Origin of the sequence: Vibrio tapetis subsp. tapetis (assembly GCF_900233005.1) — a bacterium.
GTDB classification, from domain to species: domain Bacteria; phylum Pseudomonadota; class Gammaproteobacteria; order Enterobacterales; family Vibrionaceae; genus Vibrio; species Vibrio tapetis.
Genome location: NZ_LT960611.1, coordinates 1,957,755 through 1,974,360 on the forward strand (window position 1 = coordinate 1,957,755; position 16,606 = coordinate 1,974,360).

14 protein-coding genes and 2 pseudogenes are annotated in these 16,606 nt (G+C 44.8%); 10 read left to right on the forward strand and 6 right to left on the reverse strand.

Annotated features, from left to right (window positions below):
- The first annotated feature begins 435 nt into the window (after window positions 1-435).
- Window positions 436-705, forward strand: coding sequence for a hypothetical protein (locus VTAP4600_RS08715; RefSeq protein WP_102522445.1), 270 nt, complete (start codon window positions 436-438; stop codon window positions 703-705).
- Between the two features lie 130 nt (window positions 706-835).
- Here VTAP4600_RS08715 and ggt read toward each other — a convergent pair whose 3' ends face one another.
- Complete coding sequence (ggt, locus tag VTAP4600_RS08720; protein ID WP_102522446.1) at window positions 836-2,593, reverse strand: gamma-glutamyltransferase; 1,758 nt, start codon at window positions 2,591-2,593, stop codon at window positions 836-838.
- Between the two features lie 253 nt (window positions 2,594-2,846).
- Between ggt and VTAP4600_RS08725 the strand changes: the two genes are divergently transcribed.
- Window positions 2,847-3,206 (forward strand): VOC family protein, encoded by a 360-nt coding sequence (locus tag VTAP4600_RS08725; protein ID WP_102522447.1) that lies wholly within the window; start codon window positions 2,847-2,849, stop codon window positions 3,204-3,206.
- Between the two features lie 39 nt (window positions 3,207-3,245).
- Window positions 3,246-3,323 (forward strand): annotated as a pseudogene (locus VTAP4600_RS26675) (Mobile element protein); the annotation flags it as partial.
- Between the two features lie 84 nt (window positions 3,324-3,407).
- On the opposite strand, the gene VTAP4600_RS08735 reads toward VTAP4600_RS26675, so the two are convergent.
- The 3 genes from VTAP4600_RS08735 to cra all read right to left on the reverse strand — a co-directional run bounded on the left by VTAP4600_RS08735 (window position 3,408) and on the right by cra (window position 6,264).
- Window positions 3,408-4,343: a spermidine synthase gene (locus tag VTAP4600_RS08735; RefSeq protein ID WP_102522448.1), complete on the reverse strand. Its 936-nt coding sequence runs from the start codon at window positions 4,341-4,343 to the stop codon at window positions 3,408-3,410.
- Complete coding sequence (locus VTAP4600_RS08740; protein ID WP_231897773.1) at window positions 4,336-5,070, reverse strand: fused MFS/spermidine synthase; 735 nt, start codon at window positions 5,068-5,070, stop codon at window positions 4,336-4,338. Before VTAP4600_RS08740 ends, VTAP4600_RS08735 begins: the two co-directional genes overlap by 8 nt.
- Window positions 5,071-5,283: 213 nt before the next feature.
- A complete protein-coding gene (gene cra / locus VTAP4600_RS08745; protein WP_102522449.1) occupies window positions 5,284-6,264 on the reverse strand; it encodes a catabolite repressor/activator in 981 nt (326 codons plus the stop codon).
- 331 nt (window positions 6,265-6,595) lie between these two features.
- On the opposite strand from cra, the gene fruB reads away from it, so the two are divergent.
- The 4 genes and pseudogenes from fruB (at window position 6,596) to VTAP4600_RS08765 (ending at window position 11,847) form a co-directional block, all read left to right on the forward strand.
- Window positions 6,596-7,726, forward strand: a complete 1,131-nt coding sequence (gene fruB / locus VTAP4600_RS08750; protein WP_102522450.1) for a fused PTS fructose transporter subunit IIA/HPr protein — start codon at window positions 6,596-6,598, stop codon at window positions 7,724-7,726.
- An 11-nt stretch (window positions 7,727-7,737) separates the two neighbouring features.
- A complete protein-coding gene (gene pfkB, locus VTAP4600_RS08755; RefSeq protein WP_102523943.1) occupies window positions 7,738-8,709 on the forward strand; it encodes a 1-phosphofructokinase in 972 nt (323 codons plus the stop codon).
- An 11-nt stretch (window positions 8,710-8,720) separates the two neighbouring features.
- Complete coding sequence (gene fruA, locus VTAP4600_RS08760) at window positions 8,721-10,478, forward strand: PTS fructose transporter subunit IIBC (RefSeq protein ID WP_102522451.1); 1,758 nt, start codon at window positions 8,721-8,723, stop codon at window positions 10,476-10,478.
- A 179-nt stretch (window positions 10,479-10,657) separates the two neighbouring features.
- A pseudogene (locus VTAP4600_RS08765) lies at window positions 10,658-11,847 on the forward strand (multidrug effflux MFS transporter).
- 43 nt (window positions 11,848-11,890) lie between these two features.
- On the opposite strand, the gene VTAP4600_RS08770 reads toward VTAP4600_RS08765, so the two are convergent.
- Entirely contained in the window at window positions 11,891-12,640 is a 750-nt protein-coding gene (locus VTAP4600_RS08770; RefSeq protein ID WP_102522452.1) for a helix-turn-helix domain-containing protein, read from the reverse strand.
- Window positions 12,641-12,875: 235 nt separating this feature from the next.
- Here VTAP4600_RS08770 and VTAP4600_RS08775 point away from each other — a divergent pair, with 235 nt between their 5' ends.
- From VTAP4600_RS08775 to VTAP4600_RS08785, 3 genes are read left to right on the forward strand one after another with little or no spacing between them, the layout of a single operon-like run.
- Window positions 12,876-14,195 (forward strand): APC family permease, encoded by a 1,320-nt coding sequence (locus tag VTAP4600_RS08775; RefSeq protein WP_102522453.1) that lies wholly within the window; start codon window positions 12,876-12,878, stop codon window positions 14,193-14,195.
- A 17-nt stretch (window positions 14,196-14,212) separates the two neighbouring features.
- Window positions 14,213-15,382 (forward strand): M20 metallopeptidase family protein, encoded by a 1,170-nt coding sequence (locus VTAP4600_RS08780; RefSeq protein ID WP_102522454.1) that lies wholly within the window; start codon window positions 14,213-14,215, stop codon window positions 15,380-15,382.
- Window positions 15,383-15,405: 23 nt separating this feature from the next.
- Window positions 15,406-15,789 (forward strand): Rid family detoxifying hydrolase, encoded by a 384-nt coding sequence (locus VTAP4600_RS08785; protein WP_102522455.1) that lies wholly within the window; start codon window positions 15,406-15,408, stop codon window positions 15,787-15,789.
- Between the two features lie 99 nt (window positions 15,790-15,888).
- Here the strand turns inward: VTAP4600_RS08785 and VTAP4600_RS08790 are convergent, their stop codons facing one another.
- Complete coding sequence (locus tag VTAP4600_RS08790; RefSeq protein ID WP_102522456.1) at window positions 15,889-16,566, reverse strand: Crp/Fnr family transcriptional regulator; 678 nt, start codon at window positions 16,564-16,566, stop codon at window positions 15,889-15,891.
- Between the last annotated feature and the right edge of the window lie 40 nt (window positions 16,567-16,606).

Here is a 16,606-nt window from a genome sequence, read left to right on the forward strand (position 1 = left end):
AATACCGTATGATATCCTAAGTTTTATCTTTGCTGGCACATTAGGTCAAAAAAGATGTAATCATATATTGATATTCCTCAAAACACGAGGCGAATTAGCGGTATCTCAGCTTATACGAGCTTGAGCTAAGTAGGTCGGGCCGTAACTCAAAAATGTCCAGAAACGAGCTAGAAAACTCATGATGCTACTTATGCACTATGCAAAATGAGACCAGTCTAAATCTGGTATTGAAGTGGAATTGACGGAACAGATCCCCTAAGTACAATTTGGTATCTGTCCATACTGTTACCTTAAGTACTATTTGATGTATGTTCATGTTGTTACAGCGTCAAGGATTGTTGTAGTCTCGGCACAAAGTGTCATTAAAAACAGTAATACGATCACCAAAAGCTGATGCTCATTGAGAGTGAAGACGATTATTTCTGAGTTAATATATTGAATAAAATCAAAATACTGGAAGCGATAGCGAAACTAACACTGCATGTTATTTTAGTTTCAGTGCTATCTGCAGGCGTAATAATTTGGTCTATGGGCATCGTGCCGTTCGATGACCCGTATCTTTCTAACGCCGAGTATAAAGCGTTGGGAGCCAAGCAAGACTTAGTCATTGCTTGGGCAAAATCAGGCGCGCTATTTTTCTATGCGGTTGGCGTGTACTTACACCTCATTCGGCCTTTCAGGAAAAAGAGTGCCATAGCGGACTAATGGTGCTTTCTTTATTTGGTTTAGGTTCGTATAGAGTACGGAAATCAACATATTGAAGTCATCACCCTATTGACTCACTACCTTGTTAGAGTACTCGCACAAGGTAGTGAGTAAAAAAGAGAATTATCCCCTATTGCCCAATAGCCGCCCCCTCACGACGAGGATCGGCAGCGCCTTCTAGGCCGTCTTTTGTTAGACGAATCGCGTGTAAACCTGAGTTAAGATCGCGAATGTTGACCTTAAACCCCATCTTTTCTAGTTCGGGTTTGAAGCTTTCCGCCGATGTGCCCTTTTCCAGATCTAACGTCCCAAAGCGATTTAGGAAGTGCGGCTGATTGATGGCCTGCTGAATATCCATGTCCCATTGAGTATGAGCAATAATGGCTTGTGCCACATAGCCTATGATACGGCTACCGCCCGGAGAACCAATCGCCATGTAAGGTTTGTCGTCTTGCATGATGATAGTAGGTGCCATCGAAGAACGTGGACGCTTACCCGGCTCAAGACGGTTAGCAATAGGCTTGCCATCGTTGTGCGTTTTAAATGAGAAATCCGTCAGTTCGTTGTTGAGTAGAAAACCTCTCACCATAAGGCGTGAGCCAAATGCGTTCTCAATGGTGGTGGTCATTGAGACGACATTGCCATCGCTATCAACAATATTGAAGTGACTGGTGGAAGGCAGCTCAATAGAAACATCTTGGCTTCTCTGCATTGCATGATCCCACGGAGGCGTGCCAGAAGGTGCGCTGTCTAATGCTTTACCTGCGGTAATTAACTGGGCACGTTCTTGCAAGTAGTCCGTATTGACTAACCCTTTTGTCGGCATTGGCACGTAGTCTTGGTCTGCCATGTACATGCCTCGGTCTGCAAAGGCTAGACGAGACGCGTCGGCTAATACCTGCCAAGATTTTGCGTCGTTTGGTCCCCACCCTTTTAGGTCAAATTTCTCGGTCATCGCTAAAATTTGCCCAACCGTTAATGCACCTGAACTTGGTGGCCCCATGCCACAAACTTGGTAACTCTCATACGCGGAACAAACAGGCTCTCGCTGTTTAATTGAATACGCATCTAAGTCTTTTTGTGCCAATACGCCCGGGTTCCCTTTTGCAGTTTGTACCGTATTGATGATGTCGGCCGCGATCTCGCCTTGATAGAAGGCTTTAGCCCCGTTCTTCGAGATAGCCTCTAATGTCGCTGCGTATTCTGGATTCTTAAGCAGCGTCCCTGCTGTTTTCGGGCTGCCATCGGCATTAAAGAAGTAGGCTTTGGTCGTCGCAAAGCGGCTTAGGCGCTTTTGGTCATTATCAATCAGGGTTGCTAAACGCGGGCTGATGGTAAAACCGTTTTCAGCCAGTTGAGCGATGGGCTTAATCAGTGATGCCCACTCTAGCTTGCCGTATTTCTGGTGAGTATCCCACAGCAACTGCACCGTGCCCGGCGTGCCAACGGAACGACCGCCAACAACGGCATCATAGAACTTCAGCGGTTGTCCATTTTCGTCTTGGAATAAACGAGGAGTTGCATCAAGTGGTGCGGTTTCGCGGCCATCGTAAGTTTCGAGCTGCTTGCCTTTACCATCAAAATAAACAAGGAATGCCCCACCGCCGATACCTGATGACTGAGGCTCTACCAAACCAAGCATAAGTTGTACGGCAACCATCGCATCAATGGCGTTACCACCACGAGCGAGGACATCCGCACCCGCTTGTGTGGCCAGCGGGTTGGCTGCCGTGACCATCCAGTCGTTAGCTTTAACGAGTTGCTTGGTTTCTAACCCACTACTTTGTTCGGGGGCGACGGAATCCGCTACTTGATTTGCCCAACTGACGTGAGAGGCAAAAATTAGGGTAGAAGTGGCGAGGGTTGTTAGTTTTGTTTTCCACTGCATGATCTTCTCCTTTTAAAATGCAGAGCTAGATTGGCAGTGGCAATAAAATTAAGCAAGCGAGTTGTTAACAAATTGTAATCTTAATTCGAATTTAGATACGCAATGATGACTCAGATGACCATCGAATCCGTTTGTAACTCCAACGTGTTGTTTTACTAGTAAAATCCATAATCAACACTATCACTCCTGACAAAAACTGTCAGCCGTGCCAGCTATACTCACACTTCAATTCCACTCACGTTAAGAAGTACCTATGTTTTCTCTCGATTCAATCGTCCTTTATGTTGAAGATGTCCAACGTAGCATGGCGTTCTACGCTAAAGCTTTCAACTGTGAACCTAAGCTTCTATCTCCGACGTTTGCCGCGCTGGACTTTGCCAGCAACGTTAAAATCACACTCAAGCAAACTGATGCACTGACTCCGGCCAGTACAGTTAAAGGCGGGGGAACTGAGCTTTCTATCCCCGTCACAGACAAAGAGATGCTTGACTCTCTATTTGATAAATGGAGCCAGCAAGGGGTTGAGTTTGCTCAAGAACGTGAAGAATCTGTATATGGCATTAACTTTGTAGCCATCGATCCTGACGGCCACCGTATTCGAATATTTTCTTAATGCGAATCAATAGATAATAGTATGTATATCAAATTGCCTACTGGGTACTTTTGGGAAGGTCGCTTTAAAAGCCAAGCATTACTGGATGAAAATGCCTTAGCAACTGCCATAACCTATTGAGCGAAAATAGGCGAAGAGGATTCAAATTTCCCTTCGCCTTTTGTTTGCAAATGAAGACGGGATTAACCAAGATCTGTGCGCTTAATTACTGGCATTCAATAAATTGGCTGGCGAATATTGATCGGTTAATACTCTGGTATTGCTGTCCCAATCTTGTGCATCTTTAGTCGATGAAAACAGTTGACTTAGCTTTTGTAGATCAACATCCATCGGTGCAACTTTATCTTTCAAGACCGCTATACGTTGTTGCAATTTCTTAGTTGTCGCTGGGGATGAAAATTCTAACTCTTGAGCGGTTTCCCAGTTCTTAACCAAGATGACTCGGTTTTGGTTATCGTCAAAGCGTACATTGTAAAAATGCCCGAATACGGATTGATAAGTCGCGGATTCATGCCCGTACAGTTGACTACTGACAAAGGTGTTTGCGGTAAGGACACCATTTGGCGATAGGAGAGATTTTGCTTCCTGCAAAAACTCCTCAGTGAGAAGGTGGTCAGGAATGTAGTCTCCATTATAAGCGTCGAGGATCACCCAATCATATTGCTGTTTTTTCAACAAAGCCCGCTTAATGAAAATGCGCCCATCTTGAGTGTATGACTTTATGTCATCGCTTTCGTAGAAATCAAAGTAGTCTCTTGCAACCTTGACTACCGACGGGTCAATCTCAACATTATCGATTTGTATGCTCGGATAAATCTTATGCAGTGCATTCGACATACTTCCACCACCCAAGCCTATAACAAGTACATTTTGTGGGTCGTCGATGGTGAGTAACGCTGAGAACAATAATTTGGTATACACAAAATAGAGCCGTTGTGGATCACTCTTATACATACAGCTCTGAGTAAGCGCTTTGCTCTTGTTGTTGAACTTTAGACAGCGCACGTCGTCGATATCTTCAACAACGATATCACGATAGAGCGAGCGTTCTTGATGAATCACTTCCGCGGTTACGGGTGACGTAAAACCTACAACTAAACAAGCGGCTGCTGTGAGAACTTTGTTTCGTTTAAACATCCTGTCGCCTCGCATCACCTTCTGAGTCCATGGTTGTTAGTTTGAAAGTATGTAGCCCAATAGCGCCTACCCCGAGTAAGAAAAGCAAACTACTGAACGCAATAATGATCGTATTTACCTCAAACCATAGGATGAAGTAAAACGACGTCATAATCGTACCAAGCGCACTGCCAAGGGTAGATACAAAGTAGAGCGTACCTGCGACTTGACCACTTTTGTGCTGGTTTTCCACCAAAAGCCGAACAGAGTAAGGAGATATCATGCCTAAGATAATGGTAGGAATAAAAAAGAGAGCAACGGAGGCAAGCAGTGAACCATAGCGGCTATCCTCCACTGAGAGAAATATCACTTCCATAATCGGCTCTGCAAGCAGCCAAATTGGGGTAACAGTGATACCCGCAATAACGAATATCAATCCGTATGTTCTCAAGCTAGGGTTACGAGTAGAAAGCCTCCCTCCAAGCAAATAGCCGAAGGAGAGACTCAGCATAAAGACGGTAATGATACTACCCCAGATATGAACACTAGAACCAAAGTAAGGTGCTAAGATCCTTCCGCCCAACAATTCAATTCCCATGATTGAAAAGCCACTGGAAAAGGCGAGCAGATAAACTAATGGGTTCTGCCATAACTTTTTGGCTGGCGTTAAATCTAGCTCAGCAGGCTGAGCGAAGTTGTCTGAATATTCCGTCATTTTATTGGGGTCGCCATTGGTTGAAATCCACATCCATGTTAATTCATCATAGCAATCTACTTTAGATTTTTCGAGAAGTCGGTGGCGGCCTTTTTTACGACATCGAGATAAACGACCTGCAAGAGTCGACGCATTTATCCAACATGTTCATCATTGGAAAAGCCGTCTAGCATATTGATTTGAAACCGACTCATCGCGCTCAGCAGTGTATTGCCGTTTGTTCTGATTATCATGTGAGCCAGAGCTCTACGCCCGAACCCGAATCTTCCTTGGCACTAACTCAATACCCGCTTGATAGCGCTTTGCAGAAGCGTTCAATGCCAAAGCTAAGGCGCTGTCTGCAATCACTTCAAACTGCTGAGGCAAAGAGTTCACTTTGGTTGGCAGAAAGTCCAATAAGCGGTTATCACCAAACGTTGCCAATTTAACGGTTTGCATTAATTCAGGCTTTTCTACCAAGACATCTAATACCCCTTCTAGCAGAGTATATGAAGTAGTAACAATGGCATCTGGCACGGTATTGTTCGCCAGCCATTGTTGTAAAACTGCTTTGCCCTCTTCCGCATTAAAGTGTTCGCCATAACCAATTTGAGCTTGTTTGTTTTGCGCTTTAATCGCGGATTCAAACCCTTGCTGACGTTCACGTGAAATGTTCAGTTCAGGCAATGCGCCTATCAGCCCTATGGTTTTTACGCTGTCACTCATCAAAGATTGGGTGAGTTCAAACGCAGCGCTGAAATCTTCGCTGAGTACACAAGAAAAGTGCTCGTCGTCTAACGGACGGTCAATGGCAATCACCGGAGTGCCAGAGTTTTGCAACTTTAAGTAGTACTCGCTGGCGTTGGGTATGGCACTGGCAACAAACAGCGCATCAATGCGCCTACTTACTAGTGCCTCTGCCACTTTGATTTCGGTTTCTGGCTCGTCATCTGAGCACCCTATCAAGATTTGATACCCAGCTTTACGAGAGTTTTGTTCGAGCAATTTTGCTAAACGAGCGTAACTGGTGTTTTCCAGATCGGGAATAATCAAACCAAATGAACGGCTATTGCCAGCACGAAGTGACGAAGCCGCATGATCAGGACGGTAGTTATGTTGCTCCACCACGGCCATGACTTTTTGCTGCGTTTTTTCACTGATTCGGTACTTTTTAGCCTTACCGTTAATGACATAGCTGGCTGTGGTTTTAGAGACTCCGGCCAGTTTTGCTACTTCATCCAATGTCATATGTACTGCCTTTATTGGGTTTAATTTTGTGCGGCGGATCATAGAACGATAGATTTGATCCTTTGATAAGTTGAATTATACGCTGAATCGATTCAGTATAAAAGCTGAAAGGATTCAGCAAAACATTAAAAGGTGTGACTAGTCACATAACCAACCAAGGTAAATGGTACATCTCACTCTAATTTAGATGAGAAAACGGTTTGCTGAATTTTTTTAAACCAAATGCTGAATCGATTCAGTTAGTACTTAAAGCAGCGTTTAGCAACTTAATAGCCGAGCTAGCTGAATCGAGATTTACCCCATTACGCAAGCGAATACGCAAAGAGGCCACATGCTGACATTAACTCAAAACGACATCACGATGCGCCAATCAGCATCCGACAAATTCGAGGCGATCAAACACATCGCCAAAGACTTAGCCGAGAAGAATTTGGTACAAGCCGGTTACGTTGAAGGCATGTTAAACCGAGAGAATCAAAACTCGACTTTTCTTGGTAATGGCATTGCCATTCCACACGGTACAACAGACACACGTGGTTTAGTAAAACAAACGGGCGTGACGGTTCACCACTTCCCACAAGGCATTGATTGGGGTGATGGCAACCTAGTTTACATTGCGATTGGTATTGCCGCTAAATCTGATGAACACCTTGGCATTCTAAAGCATCTCACCAAAGTGTTGTCTGCTGACGGCGTAGAAGCCCAACTAAAAACGGCCGCTTCTGCTGCTGATGTCATTGCACTATTAAATGGCGAACTTCAACTTGAAGCCGATTTTGATGCCTCACTCGTGCAGCATTTATTCCCTGCAAGCGACATGGTTCAAATGGCCGCTGTAGCCGGCGGTTTATTGAAAAACACAGGCTGTGCGAGCAACGATTTTGTTGCAGATTTAGTGACTAAATCCCCTACCCACCTAGGCAAAGGGCTTTGGTTAATTGGTAGCAATAAAGGCGTTACTCGTACTGGTGTTTCTTTTGTTTCTACCGCTAACGATTGCGAGTTCGAAGGGGTTCAAGTGAAAGCCTTAGTGGCATTCGCCGCGTGTAATACCGCTCACCAATCCATATTAAGTACCCTGAGCCAATTGGTTTTTGAAGGCAAACAAGAAGCGATTATTACGGCGAAAACCGATGCGCTGATTGCATTACTTAAAAATGAAGCGGCTCCAGTTTCAAGCGCTGGCAACACAGCCACGTTTAAGATTAAAAATGCACACGGCCTGCATGCTCGCCCTGGTGCGATGCTTGTCGCTGAAGCGAAGAAGTTTGAGTCCACCATTCAAGTGGCCAACATCGATGGCGAGAACAAAGCCGTTAACGCAAAAAGCCTGATGAAAGTGATCGCGCTTGGCGTGAAACATGGCCATCAGTTGCAATTTACCGCAGAGGGTGCCGATGCCGCGCAAGCGATTGAAGCCATTGGCAACGCCATTGCATCTGGCCTAGGTGAAGGACGCTAGAAATGAAAGCGATGAACAACAAAGCGCAAGCTAAAGTCGTCACTATTACGTTAAACCCAGCGTTGGACTTAACGGGCAGTATTGATGCGCTTAATGCAGGTTCAGTAAGCCTAGTGAACAAAGGCTCACTTCATGCGGCGGGTAAAGGCGTTAACGTTGCAAAAGTTCTGTCTGAGCTCGGTGCAGACGTTACCGTGACAGGATTTTTGGGCCAAGACAACCAAGAGAAATTTGTTCAACTGTTTGACACGTTGGGCGCAACAGACCGCTTTATTCGCGTTGCAGGAGCCACACGAATTAACGTGAAACTGGTTGAAGAAAATGGCCGTGTTAGCGACATCAACTTCCCTGGTGTCCACGTAGATTCTGAAGCCATAACGCAGTTTGAACACACGTTATTTGAGCTAGCAGATGACCACGAGTATTTCGTTATTGCTGGCAGCTTGCCTAATGGGATCTCACCTGAATTATGTGCAAGCTGGATCGAAAAGCTGCACCAGTTAGGTAAGAAAGTGCTATTTGATAGCAGCCGTGACGCGCTAGCTGCAGGGTTAGATGCCCACCCATGGCTCATTAAACCTAACGATGAAGAGCTTTCTCAATTCGTTGGCAGCCACTTAAAAACGCCTGAGCAATGCCAACAGGCCGCTCAAAACCTTGCAAGTAAAGGTATAGATAACATCGTGGTATCGATGGGTGCAGACGGCGTGATGTGGCTCAACAATAATGAATGGCTGCGCTGCGCACCACCAAAAATGAACGTAGTGAGTACCGTTGGCGCTGGCGATACGTTAGTCGCTGGGCTGTGCTGGGGCCACATGCAACAAATGGAAAAAACAGAATTACTCACATTTTCTACCGCATTATCTGCGCTTGCTGTTTCTCAAGTAGGCGTGGGACTAACTAGCCAACAAGAGCTAGACGACGTGAAAAAGCAAATCCAAATACACACGCTAAGCCAAGCGGCTAGCAGTAAGGACTAAGGGTTAACATTATGAATATTGCCATTATTACCGCGTGCCCAAGTGGCGTCGCAAACAGCATTATCGCAGCAGGGTTGCTGGAACAAGCCGCTAAAGCATTGAACTGGACCGCATCGATTGAATGCCAGTCTAGTGTGATGCCAACTGCCCCACTTTCTGCCAATACCATCGCTGATGCAGAGCTGATCGTTATCGCGGCAAATACGCCAATTGATACACACCGCTTTGTGGGAAAGAACGTCTACCAAGCTGATATATCCGCTTGTACTGAAGACGCAAAAGCATTTTTGCAACTCGCTGCCGATAACGCTGAGCTGCTAAGTTCTGATAAAGCCGTAACATTGGGGGCTAACTCGCAAGCGTCGAGTGCTGAAGCCGCCACGGTAACGAAGAAAATTGTTGCCATTACCGCTTGCCCTACTGGTGTTGCGCATACTTTCATGGCCGCTGAAGCGCTAGAAAATGAAGGTAAACGCCTAGGCCATCAAATCAAAGTTGAAACTCGCGGATCTGTTGGTGCGAAAAACCAACTGACCGACCAAGAAATTGCCGATGCCGATCTTGTGATCATTGCAGCCGACATCGAAGTGCCGCTGGATCGCTTCAATGGTAAGAAGCTGTACAAAACAACCACCAGCCCTGCGTTGAAGAAAACGGAACAGGAAATGGAAAAGGCCTTTGCTCAGGCAAGTGTGTACCAGCACACAGGCAAGGCTTCTGACTCTTCATCTGAGGAAAACAAAGGCATCTACAAACACTTAATGACAGGCGTATCTCACATGCTGCCTGTTGTTGTGGCTGGCGGTTTGATCATTGCCCTCTCGTTTGTATTCGGCATCGAAGCGTTTAAAGAAGAAGGCACACTGGCAGCCGCCTTGATGACCATAGGTGGCGGTTCAGCATTTGCTTTGATGATCCCCGTGCTCGCTGGTTTCATTGCCTTTTCAATTGCTGACCGTCCAGGTTTGGCGCCGGGCCTGATTGGTGGCATGTTAGCAAGCTCTACAGGCGCAGGTTTCCTAGGGGGCATTGCCGCAGGTTTCATTGCCGGTTACTCCGCTAAGTTAATTGCAGACAAAGTACAACTTCCTCAGTCGATGGAAGCCTTAAAACCCATTCTTATCATTCCATTTATCGCGAGCTTGTTTACTGGCTTAGTCATGATTTACGTGGTCGGTGGCCCTGTTGCGAGTGTTATGTCGGCGATGACGGACTTCCTGAACAACATGGGCACGTCTAACGCAATTCTACTGGGTGTTATCCTTGGCGCTATGATGTGTTTCGATTTGGGTGGCCCCGTAAACAAAGCAGCGTACACATTTGGTGTTGGTCTATTGGCTTCTCAAACTTACGCACCGATGGCGGCAATTATGGCGGCGGGCATGGTTCCTGCTCTTGGTATGGGTCTTGCGACTTTCCTTGTAAAAGACAAGTTTGAAGCGGGCGAGCGTGAAGCAGGTAAAGCCTCTTTCGTACTGGGTCTTTGCTTTATTTCTGAAGGTGCAATTCCATTTGCAGCCAAAGATCCAATGCGTGTTATTCCTGCTTGTATGGCCGGTGGCGCATTAACGGGCGCGCTTTCTATGCTGTTTGGCGCACAACTGATGGCTCCGCACGGCGGTTTGTTTGTTCTGCTTATTCCAGGCGCAATCACGCCCGTGCTTATGTACTTAGTCGCGATTGCCGCAGGTACAGCTGTGACAGGCTTTGGTTACGCTGCACTTAAGAAAATGGGCGACGCAAAAGCTGAAAAAACCGCTCAAGCTTAAACAAATAAGTTAACTCCTACCCCCACTTCGTTTTTAGAAGTTTAGGCTGCTCGGCACCTCCAATGTGAGGTGCCTTTTTTTGTTCATATATATAACCCATTCAATATAACTGCTAATGTAGTTCATCAACCTTGCTTATCATCGAGCAAAGCCACATCGCTATGTCAACTCAGGTAAACATGCCAACTAAGATAAACATCAAAACCATTCTTCTTGCTTGCCTTATTATTAGTATTGGCCAATTAAGCATGGGGTTAGTCTTCCCATCTCTGCCATGGATAGCTAAAGACTTCGGCATTTCGCTCAACGAAACACAGTTGCTTGTGAGTATTTACTTACTTGGGTTTGGGCCATCTCAGTTCTTGTACGGTCCTATTTCGGATGCACTAGGCCGTAAAAAAGTACTGCTGTTTGGTTTATTGATTGCACTGGCTGGTTTAGTGATGATCATTGTATTTCAGGACGACTTTGAAAGTATGGTGTTAGGCCGTTTTTTACAGGGACTGGGAACTGGCTGTTGTGCGGTATTGGCGCGCGCTTCAACGAGAGACAACTTTAGTGGTGCGCAGTTACCTATTGCTTTGTCTTACATCGCGATGGCCGCTTCCATCACCCCGTTAATGGCGCCAGTCATTGGTGGGTTCATTAACTTTCATTTTGGCTGGTCAATGGTGTTTATTTCATTGTTCGGCTATGTCGTGATTGCCTGGATCGCCATTGCGATATTATTCAAAGAAACCATTAAACAAACCTCTGCTATTCCTTCGCCCAAGAAGATGGCTCATCAATACTGGCAGCTGCTCTCTTCAAGATATTTCATGAGTTTTGCGAGCATCAGTTGGCTTAATTTTAGTTTGATGATCACCATCGTTTCGGTGATGCCATTTATCATGCAAGACCAAATTGGCATGACATCAGACGAATACGCGATGTGGGCATTAATCCCTGCCGTGGGCATGTTAATGGGCACCACGATTTGTAACCGTATTCGCCCTTTAATTGGCTCTAAGAAAATGCTGCTTTGCACTCCCTGCATATTACAGGGGCGATTTGGCTGTTTTTCTGCCCTGTCGAACCGCTGTATTTAATGCTTGGTCAGTGGTTAATGATATTAGGCAACGGCATCGCGCTTCCCTGCGCCCAATCTATGGTTATGTTGCCATACAAAAAACAAGCAGGTGCGGCGGCGGCCATGTCTGGCGGAGGGCAAATGATCGTTTCATCTCTTGTCAGCATGTCTTTAGTGCAATTAGGGCTTAACCAAGCTTGGCACCTGTCCATTGTTATTATGTTGTTTTCTGTTTTTACACTCATCAATATTCTTAAGGGCTTTGCTGAAGCGGACAAGCTAGAAGATACTTCCCTTTGACTATCCAATCAGGCGCAAACAAATTTTCATTCAAAGAATAAAGCTACTTTTTCTTTGTGGCTAAATTAATGTCTCCGGAATGAAATATTCGTCTTTTAGATTTTTCGTGCTGCACTGAACCTTCTAACCTCATTAGTTTTAAGCCCTCGTTAACAAAAATTTTAGTTGGAATTCCATTTTGCAGCGTGGACACGCTCCATCGATTACATATGTACTCTAACAGACCTATCGCTACAATCTTATTATTGCTATCAAATACTCCAACTTCATCAGACTCGCTAATGTTCCCTAATGGTGTGAAAAATACAACAGTCCCCGTTTTATAGCGCGTATCATGATTATCTATTTCAACACAGACATAACCACGAATAACAGCCATACGGGGCATGATAATGAATGGAGAACTGACCTTTTCACCTGAAAGCGTTTGACTGATTTCAGAGGTAAATATGGTTCCATCCATGCTGTACCACTCTTCCCCCCCTTGCTCTAAACGGTGATGAAAGTAGGCTGGCGGCCGATCTACCATCTGTGCAAATCGAGATATAAAGTCCGTATTGAGGCTAATATTCCCGCAAAGGTATTGTGAAAAAGCTGACTGCTTCATTCCTAAATAGTCTGCAGCCTGAGCTTGGTTTACTTTGTGTTCCTTTTTATATACGAACCAACTAGATCGAATTTTGGTCAACACGTCTTCACCATAAGCATTTTCCTTTTCACAACTCATAGCAACGCCTCCCACATTATTAATGCCACTTATAATCCCACCCTCACAGAAAATCAAAATAACCATACAAAATCAAAAGGTTAGCGTTTAATGCGATTATTCTCGCAATAATTTATATTACCAGTATTAATATAAACACCACAAGTCACAAAATAATTATTAATACCAATATTTCCATGGCCTTTGGATAGCAGCCTAAGTAAAGTGCTTTCAGATTATGGATGATAGTTAACAGGGCTGATGGATCACACTGTATTTCGAACAGCATTGCTACAAATTCTTCCATAACAGGAGTCATTTAATGACCAAGAATCAACAAAAGTTAGGCCTTTGGTCTATCGTCCTTTTAGGATTCAACTCGATAATAGGATCGGGTATTTTCCTTCTTCCTGCGTCGTTGTATAAGTTTGCTGGCGATTGGTCTGTCGCCATTGTATTCATTACCGGCGCTATCGTTGCCACCATCGCTTTATGTTTTGCAGAAGCGGCCAGTTACTTCAGTAAAAATGGTTCGGCTTATGTTTACACTAAAGAAGCATTCGGTAATTTTGCCGGATTTGAAGTTGGCTTTCTCAAATGGTTTATGCAATGCATCGCTTGGGCAGTAATGGCCGTTGCGTTTAAAAACATTGTTTCTAATACCTTTGGTTTTGCTGACAATCTGATGCTGTGCAATGCAATTGTTGCCGGTATCATCATAGTGCTCACTGGTGTTAATTTACTAGGGGTAAGTGCAGCAAAAGCCGTCAACAATGTTTCTACCATCGCAAAAATGCTGCCGTTGGTGTTCTTAATTGTCGTTGGCATTTGGTACATTACACCAGAAAACATTATTCCTAATTCAAACCCACAACCTACTTATGCGTTGGGTACTGAAACCATTATCTCTGCACTTATTCTTGCGTTTTACTCGTTCACAGGGTTTGAAACCTTCGGAACTGCTGCAGAAGATATGGAGAACCCGAAGAAGAACTTGCCACGCGCTATTTGCTTGTCTCTTGGCATTGTAATGATGTTCTATGGGCTAGTCATGGCAGTAACCGTTGGTGTACTTGGAGAGTCTGTTGCGGATTCTGGAACCCCTCTTGCCGATGCTGCTCGAGTTGTGTCAGGAGAATTTGGTTTCTGGCTCATCACGATAGGCTCGATCATATCAATTGCTGGCATTAACGTGGCTGCGTCATTCCATATTCCACGTGCGTTACTACCACTAGCTGATGACAAAATGATCCCTGCGATATTTGGTAAGAAAACAGCAAAAGGTGTTCCAGCTGTCGCTATTATTGTTTCTGGTCTCGTTACTGTACCTATTGCGTTAAGTGGTTCATTTGCAGAACTGGCCATGCTTTCTGTTGTTGCTCGTTTTGCTCAATACATTCCAACTTGTATCAGTGTTCTGATCTTCCGTAAGCGTTTTGCTAACAGCAAAGAGGCTCAATCATCATTTAGAGCGCCTTTTGGCCCTGTATTGCCTGTAGCGGCTGTCTTCACCTGCCTTGCTTTGCTGCTAGATCAGGATTTCTCCAGAATTCTTATCGGCCTTGCCTTTATGGCTTTGATTTCTCCGTTGTATTTCATTACGAAGAAAAAATCACAGCAACCCGTTAAATCTGAAACTTAATAAATAGGGTAAATAATATGCTTACTAAAACTCTTGTCACCCAGATTGATAGCACTCTGCTTCAACATGCGATTGTGTGGAGAAGAGAGCTGCATCAGATCCCTGAGCTGAAATTTGATTTATTTAAAACCCAGCAGTATATAACCAACTTGCTAAAAACTTGGAACTTAGAATACGACCTAAGTTTTGGTACAACAGGAATTGTTGCCACTATTAAAGGCAAGCAACAAGGCAAAACCATCGCTTTTCGTTGCGATATGGATGCGCTGCCAATGAATGATGATTCAGGTAAAGTGTGGCAATCAACACACCAAGGTATCGCCCATGCCTGCGGCCACGATGGCCATATGGCAATCACACTTGCGGCGGTTGCTCATTTAGCAAAATACAACGACTTCAATGGCACGGTAAAAATCCTTTTCCAGCCAAACGAAGAAACGGGACAAGGTGCGAAAGCGATGATGAAGGATGGTTTGTATCAATCGCATCCGTACTCAGAATTGTATGGATTTCACAACATGCCGCGCTTGGAGGATCAAACTTTGCAAGTTCGTCGCGGTGCGACCACAGGCGCAGGAGAGTGCTATACCCTATCGGTTGTGGGAAAAAGTGGTCATAGTTCAGTTCCTCACAAGTGCATCAACCCTATCATCGTCGCCAGCGAAATCATCACTGAATGGGAAGCCATCACTAGCGAAATAAACAGCAAAGACATGGCGGTAATTGCAACTTGTAAGCTTAATTCTGGAACCACAATGAATGGCATCCCTGAAATGGCTTTGGCTGGCGGCACTATGCGCTACTTTGAAGCGCATATTGCTGATTACATGCGTGAAAGAATGCATGCGATAGCGGAGCTAATTTGCGAAAAATACAACGCAAGCTACGATCTTCTTTTCGAAGTGCTTTGCCCTGCGACCATTAATACGGTTGAACATACTAACTGCGTCATCGAATGTGGCAAGAAAGTCTATGGCGAAACCAATGTTATTGACGATGTTCCAGCCTCTGCTGGAGGTGAAGATATGCAGTTCTTTGTCACCGACGGCGTGAAGGGGGTTTGTTGGTTTATGCTTGGCACCAAAGGGACTAACTTACATACATCTAGCTTCGATTTTGATGATACTAGCATTCAAAACGCGGCATCCATGCTTATCAATATTGTCTATCAACGACTTTCTAACTAAGAAACTGAACAAGGTATTAAATCATGAAAAAAACAATCTTAACTGCACCGTCTGCCCCTGCTGCAATCGGTCCGTATGCTCACGGCAATGCGTTTGAAGGCCTGATCTTTACTTCGGGGCAACTGCCCGTTGATGGTGAAACTTCTAAGGTTGTAGAAGGCGGCATCACTGAGCAGTCTCAAAAATCGCTTGAGAACCTTGTCGCGGTTCTTGAAGCCGGTGGTGGCAACGTGGACACGGTACTTAAAACAACGTGTTACTTAGCAAATATTAGCGATTTCGTGGCATTTAATGCAGTCTATGCGGAGGTATTTAAGACAGATTGCCCTGCTAGAAGTTGCTTCGCTGTTAAAGATTTGCCAATGGGCGTGCTTGTTGAAGTAGAAGCCATTGCCCATAAAGCATAATACAGAGGTGTAATTGGCCATTGGGAACCAAATAAGCCTAGCGCTCGCTAGGCTTATTTTTCGAGAAACTGACTCACCTGCCGTACAATATCACACCACTCAATGACGAAAGATCTCCGACGTTAAGTCCACAGAACGGCACAGCGATGGAATATCCGGTAAAGTCATTTGATTGCCAGACTCTATAATATAGCCATCATTTTTGAGTTTTTTTATGGCCCTAGAAAGCGTTTCTGGCGTCATGCCTAACTGAGTAGCTAATAGCTTTTTTGTTACAGGCAAAGACACTTTACCTTGGGTTGCCACTTGAGCACGATATAGCTCCGCCAACTTCATCACCAACCTCTGGTTCGCGTTCACCTGAGTTAATATGTTCAACGTACTCATTAAGTGACAGATCTTATTACTCATGTAATTCATGACTTTCAAAGAGACCTCAGGAGAGCCGGAGAAAACACTCAGAACGTCTTCGTAACCAAAGCCGAGTAAGTCGGTATCTTGCTCGACACGAGCACTCATAGGGTACTTTCTTGGCTCCATAAACATGGCCATTTCAGCAATCAACTCCCCAGCTAAGAAGACTTTAAACAGTTTTTCATCGCCATTTGGCATCAGCTGATAAAGCGTGACTTTTCCTTTTTCGACCAGATACATGGTCGTCGCGTTATCCCCTTTATTGAATAGTTGTTCACCCGCAACACATCGGATCGACACTTTCGACTCAAACAGTTTTTCTTTCTGATCGGCATTTAACAAAGAAATTATGGAGCACGGCATTTTAGCCTCCTTCAGCTTGATAATTATCAAGCGTACTACT

Excerpts from the sequence above, each read along its gene's own strand:
- VTAP4600_RS08740 (WP_231897773.1), bottom strand. The coding sequence starts at position 5,070 with ATGTGGATTTCAACCAATGGCGACCCCAATAAAATGACGGAATATTCA.
- VTAP4600_RS08785 (WP_102522455.1), top strand. The coding sequence starts at position 15,406 with ATGAAAAAAACAATCTTAACTGCACCGTCTGCCCCTGCTGCAATCGGT.
- ggt (WP_102522446.1), bottom strand. The coding sequence starts at position 2,593 with ATGCAGTGGAAAACAAAACTAACAACCCTCGCCACTTCTACCCTAATT.
- pfkB (WP_102523943.1), top strand. The coding sequence starts at position 7,738 with ATGAACAACAAAGCGCAAGCTAAAGTCGTCACTATTACGTTAAACCCA.
- fruB (WP_102522450.1), top strand. The coding sequence starts at position 6,596 with ATGCTGACATTAACTCAAAACGACATCACGATGCGCCAATCAGCATCC.
- VTAP4600_RS08770 (WP_102522452.1), bottom strand. The coding sequence starts at position 12,640 with ATGGTTATTTTGATTTTCTGTGAGGGTGGGATTATAAGTGGCATTAAT.
- VTAP4600_RS08775 (WP_102522453.1), top strand. The coding sequence starts at position 12,876 with ATGACCAAGAATCAACAAAAGTTAGGCCTTTGGTCTATCGTCCTTTTA.
- VTAP4600_RS08735 (WP_102522448.1), bottom strand. The coding sequence starts at position 4,343 with ATGTTTAAACGAAACAAAGTTCTCACAGCAGCCGCTTGTTTAGTTGTA.
- fruA (WP_102522451.1), top strand. The coding sequence starts at position 8,721 with ATGAATATTGCCATTATTACCGCGTGCCCAAGTGGCGTCGCAAACAGC.
- VTAP4600_RS08790 (WP_102522456.1), bottom strand. The coding sequence starts at position 16,566 with ATGCCGTGCTCCATAATTTCTTTGTTAAATGCCGATCAGAAAGAAAAA.
- VTAP4600_RS08780 (WP_102522454.1), top strand. The coding sequence starts at position 14,213 with ATGCTTACTAAAACTCTTGTCACCCAGATTGATAGCACTCTGCTTCAA.
- VTAP4600_RS08725 (WP_102522447.1), top strand. The coding sequence starts at position 2,847 with ATGTTTTCTCTCGATTCAATCGTCCTTTATGTTGAAGATGTCCAACGT.
- cra (WP_102522449.1), bottom strand. The coding sequence starts at position 6,264 with ATGACATTGGATGAAGTAGCAAAACTGGCCGGAGTCTCTAAAACCACA.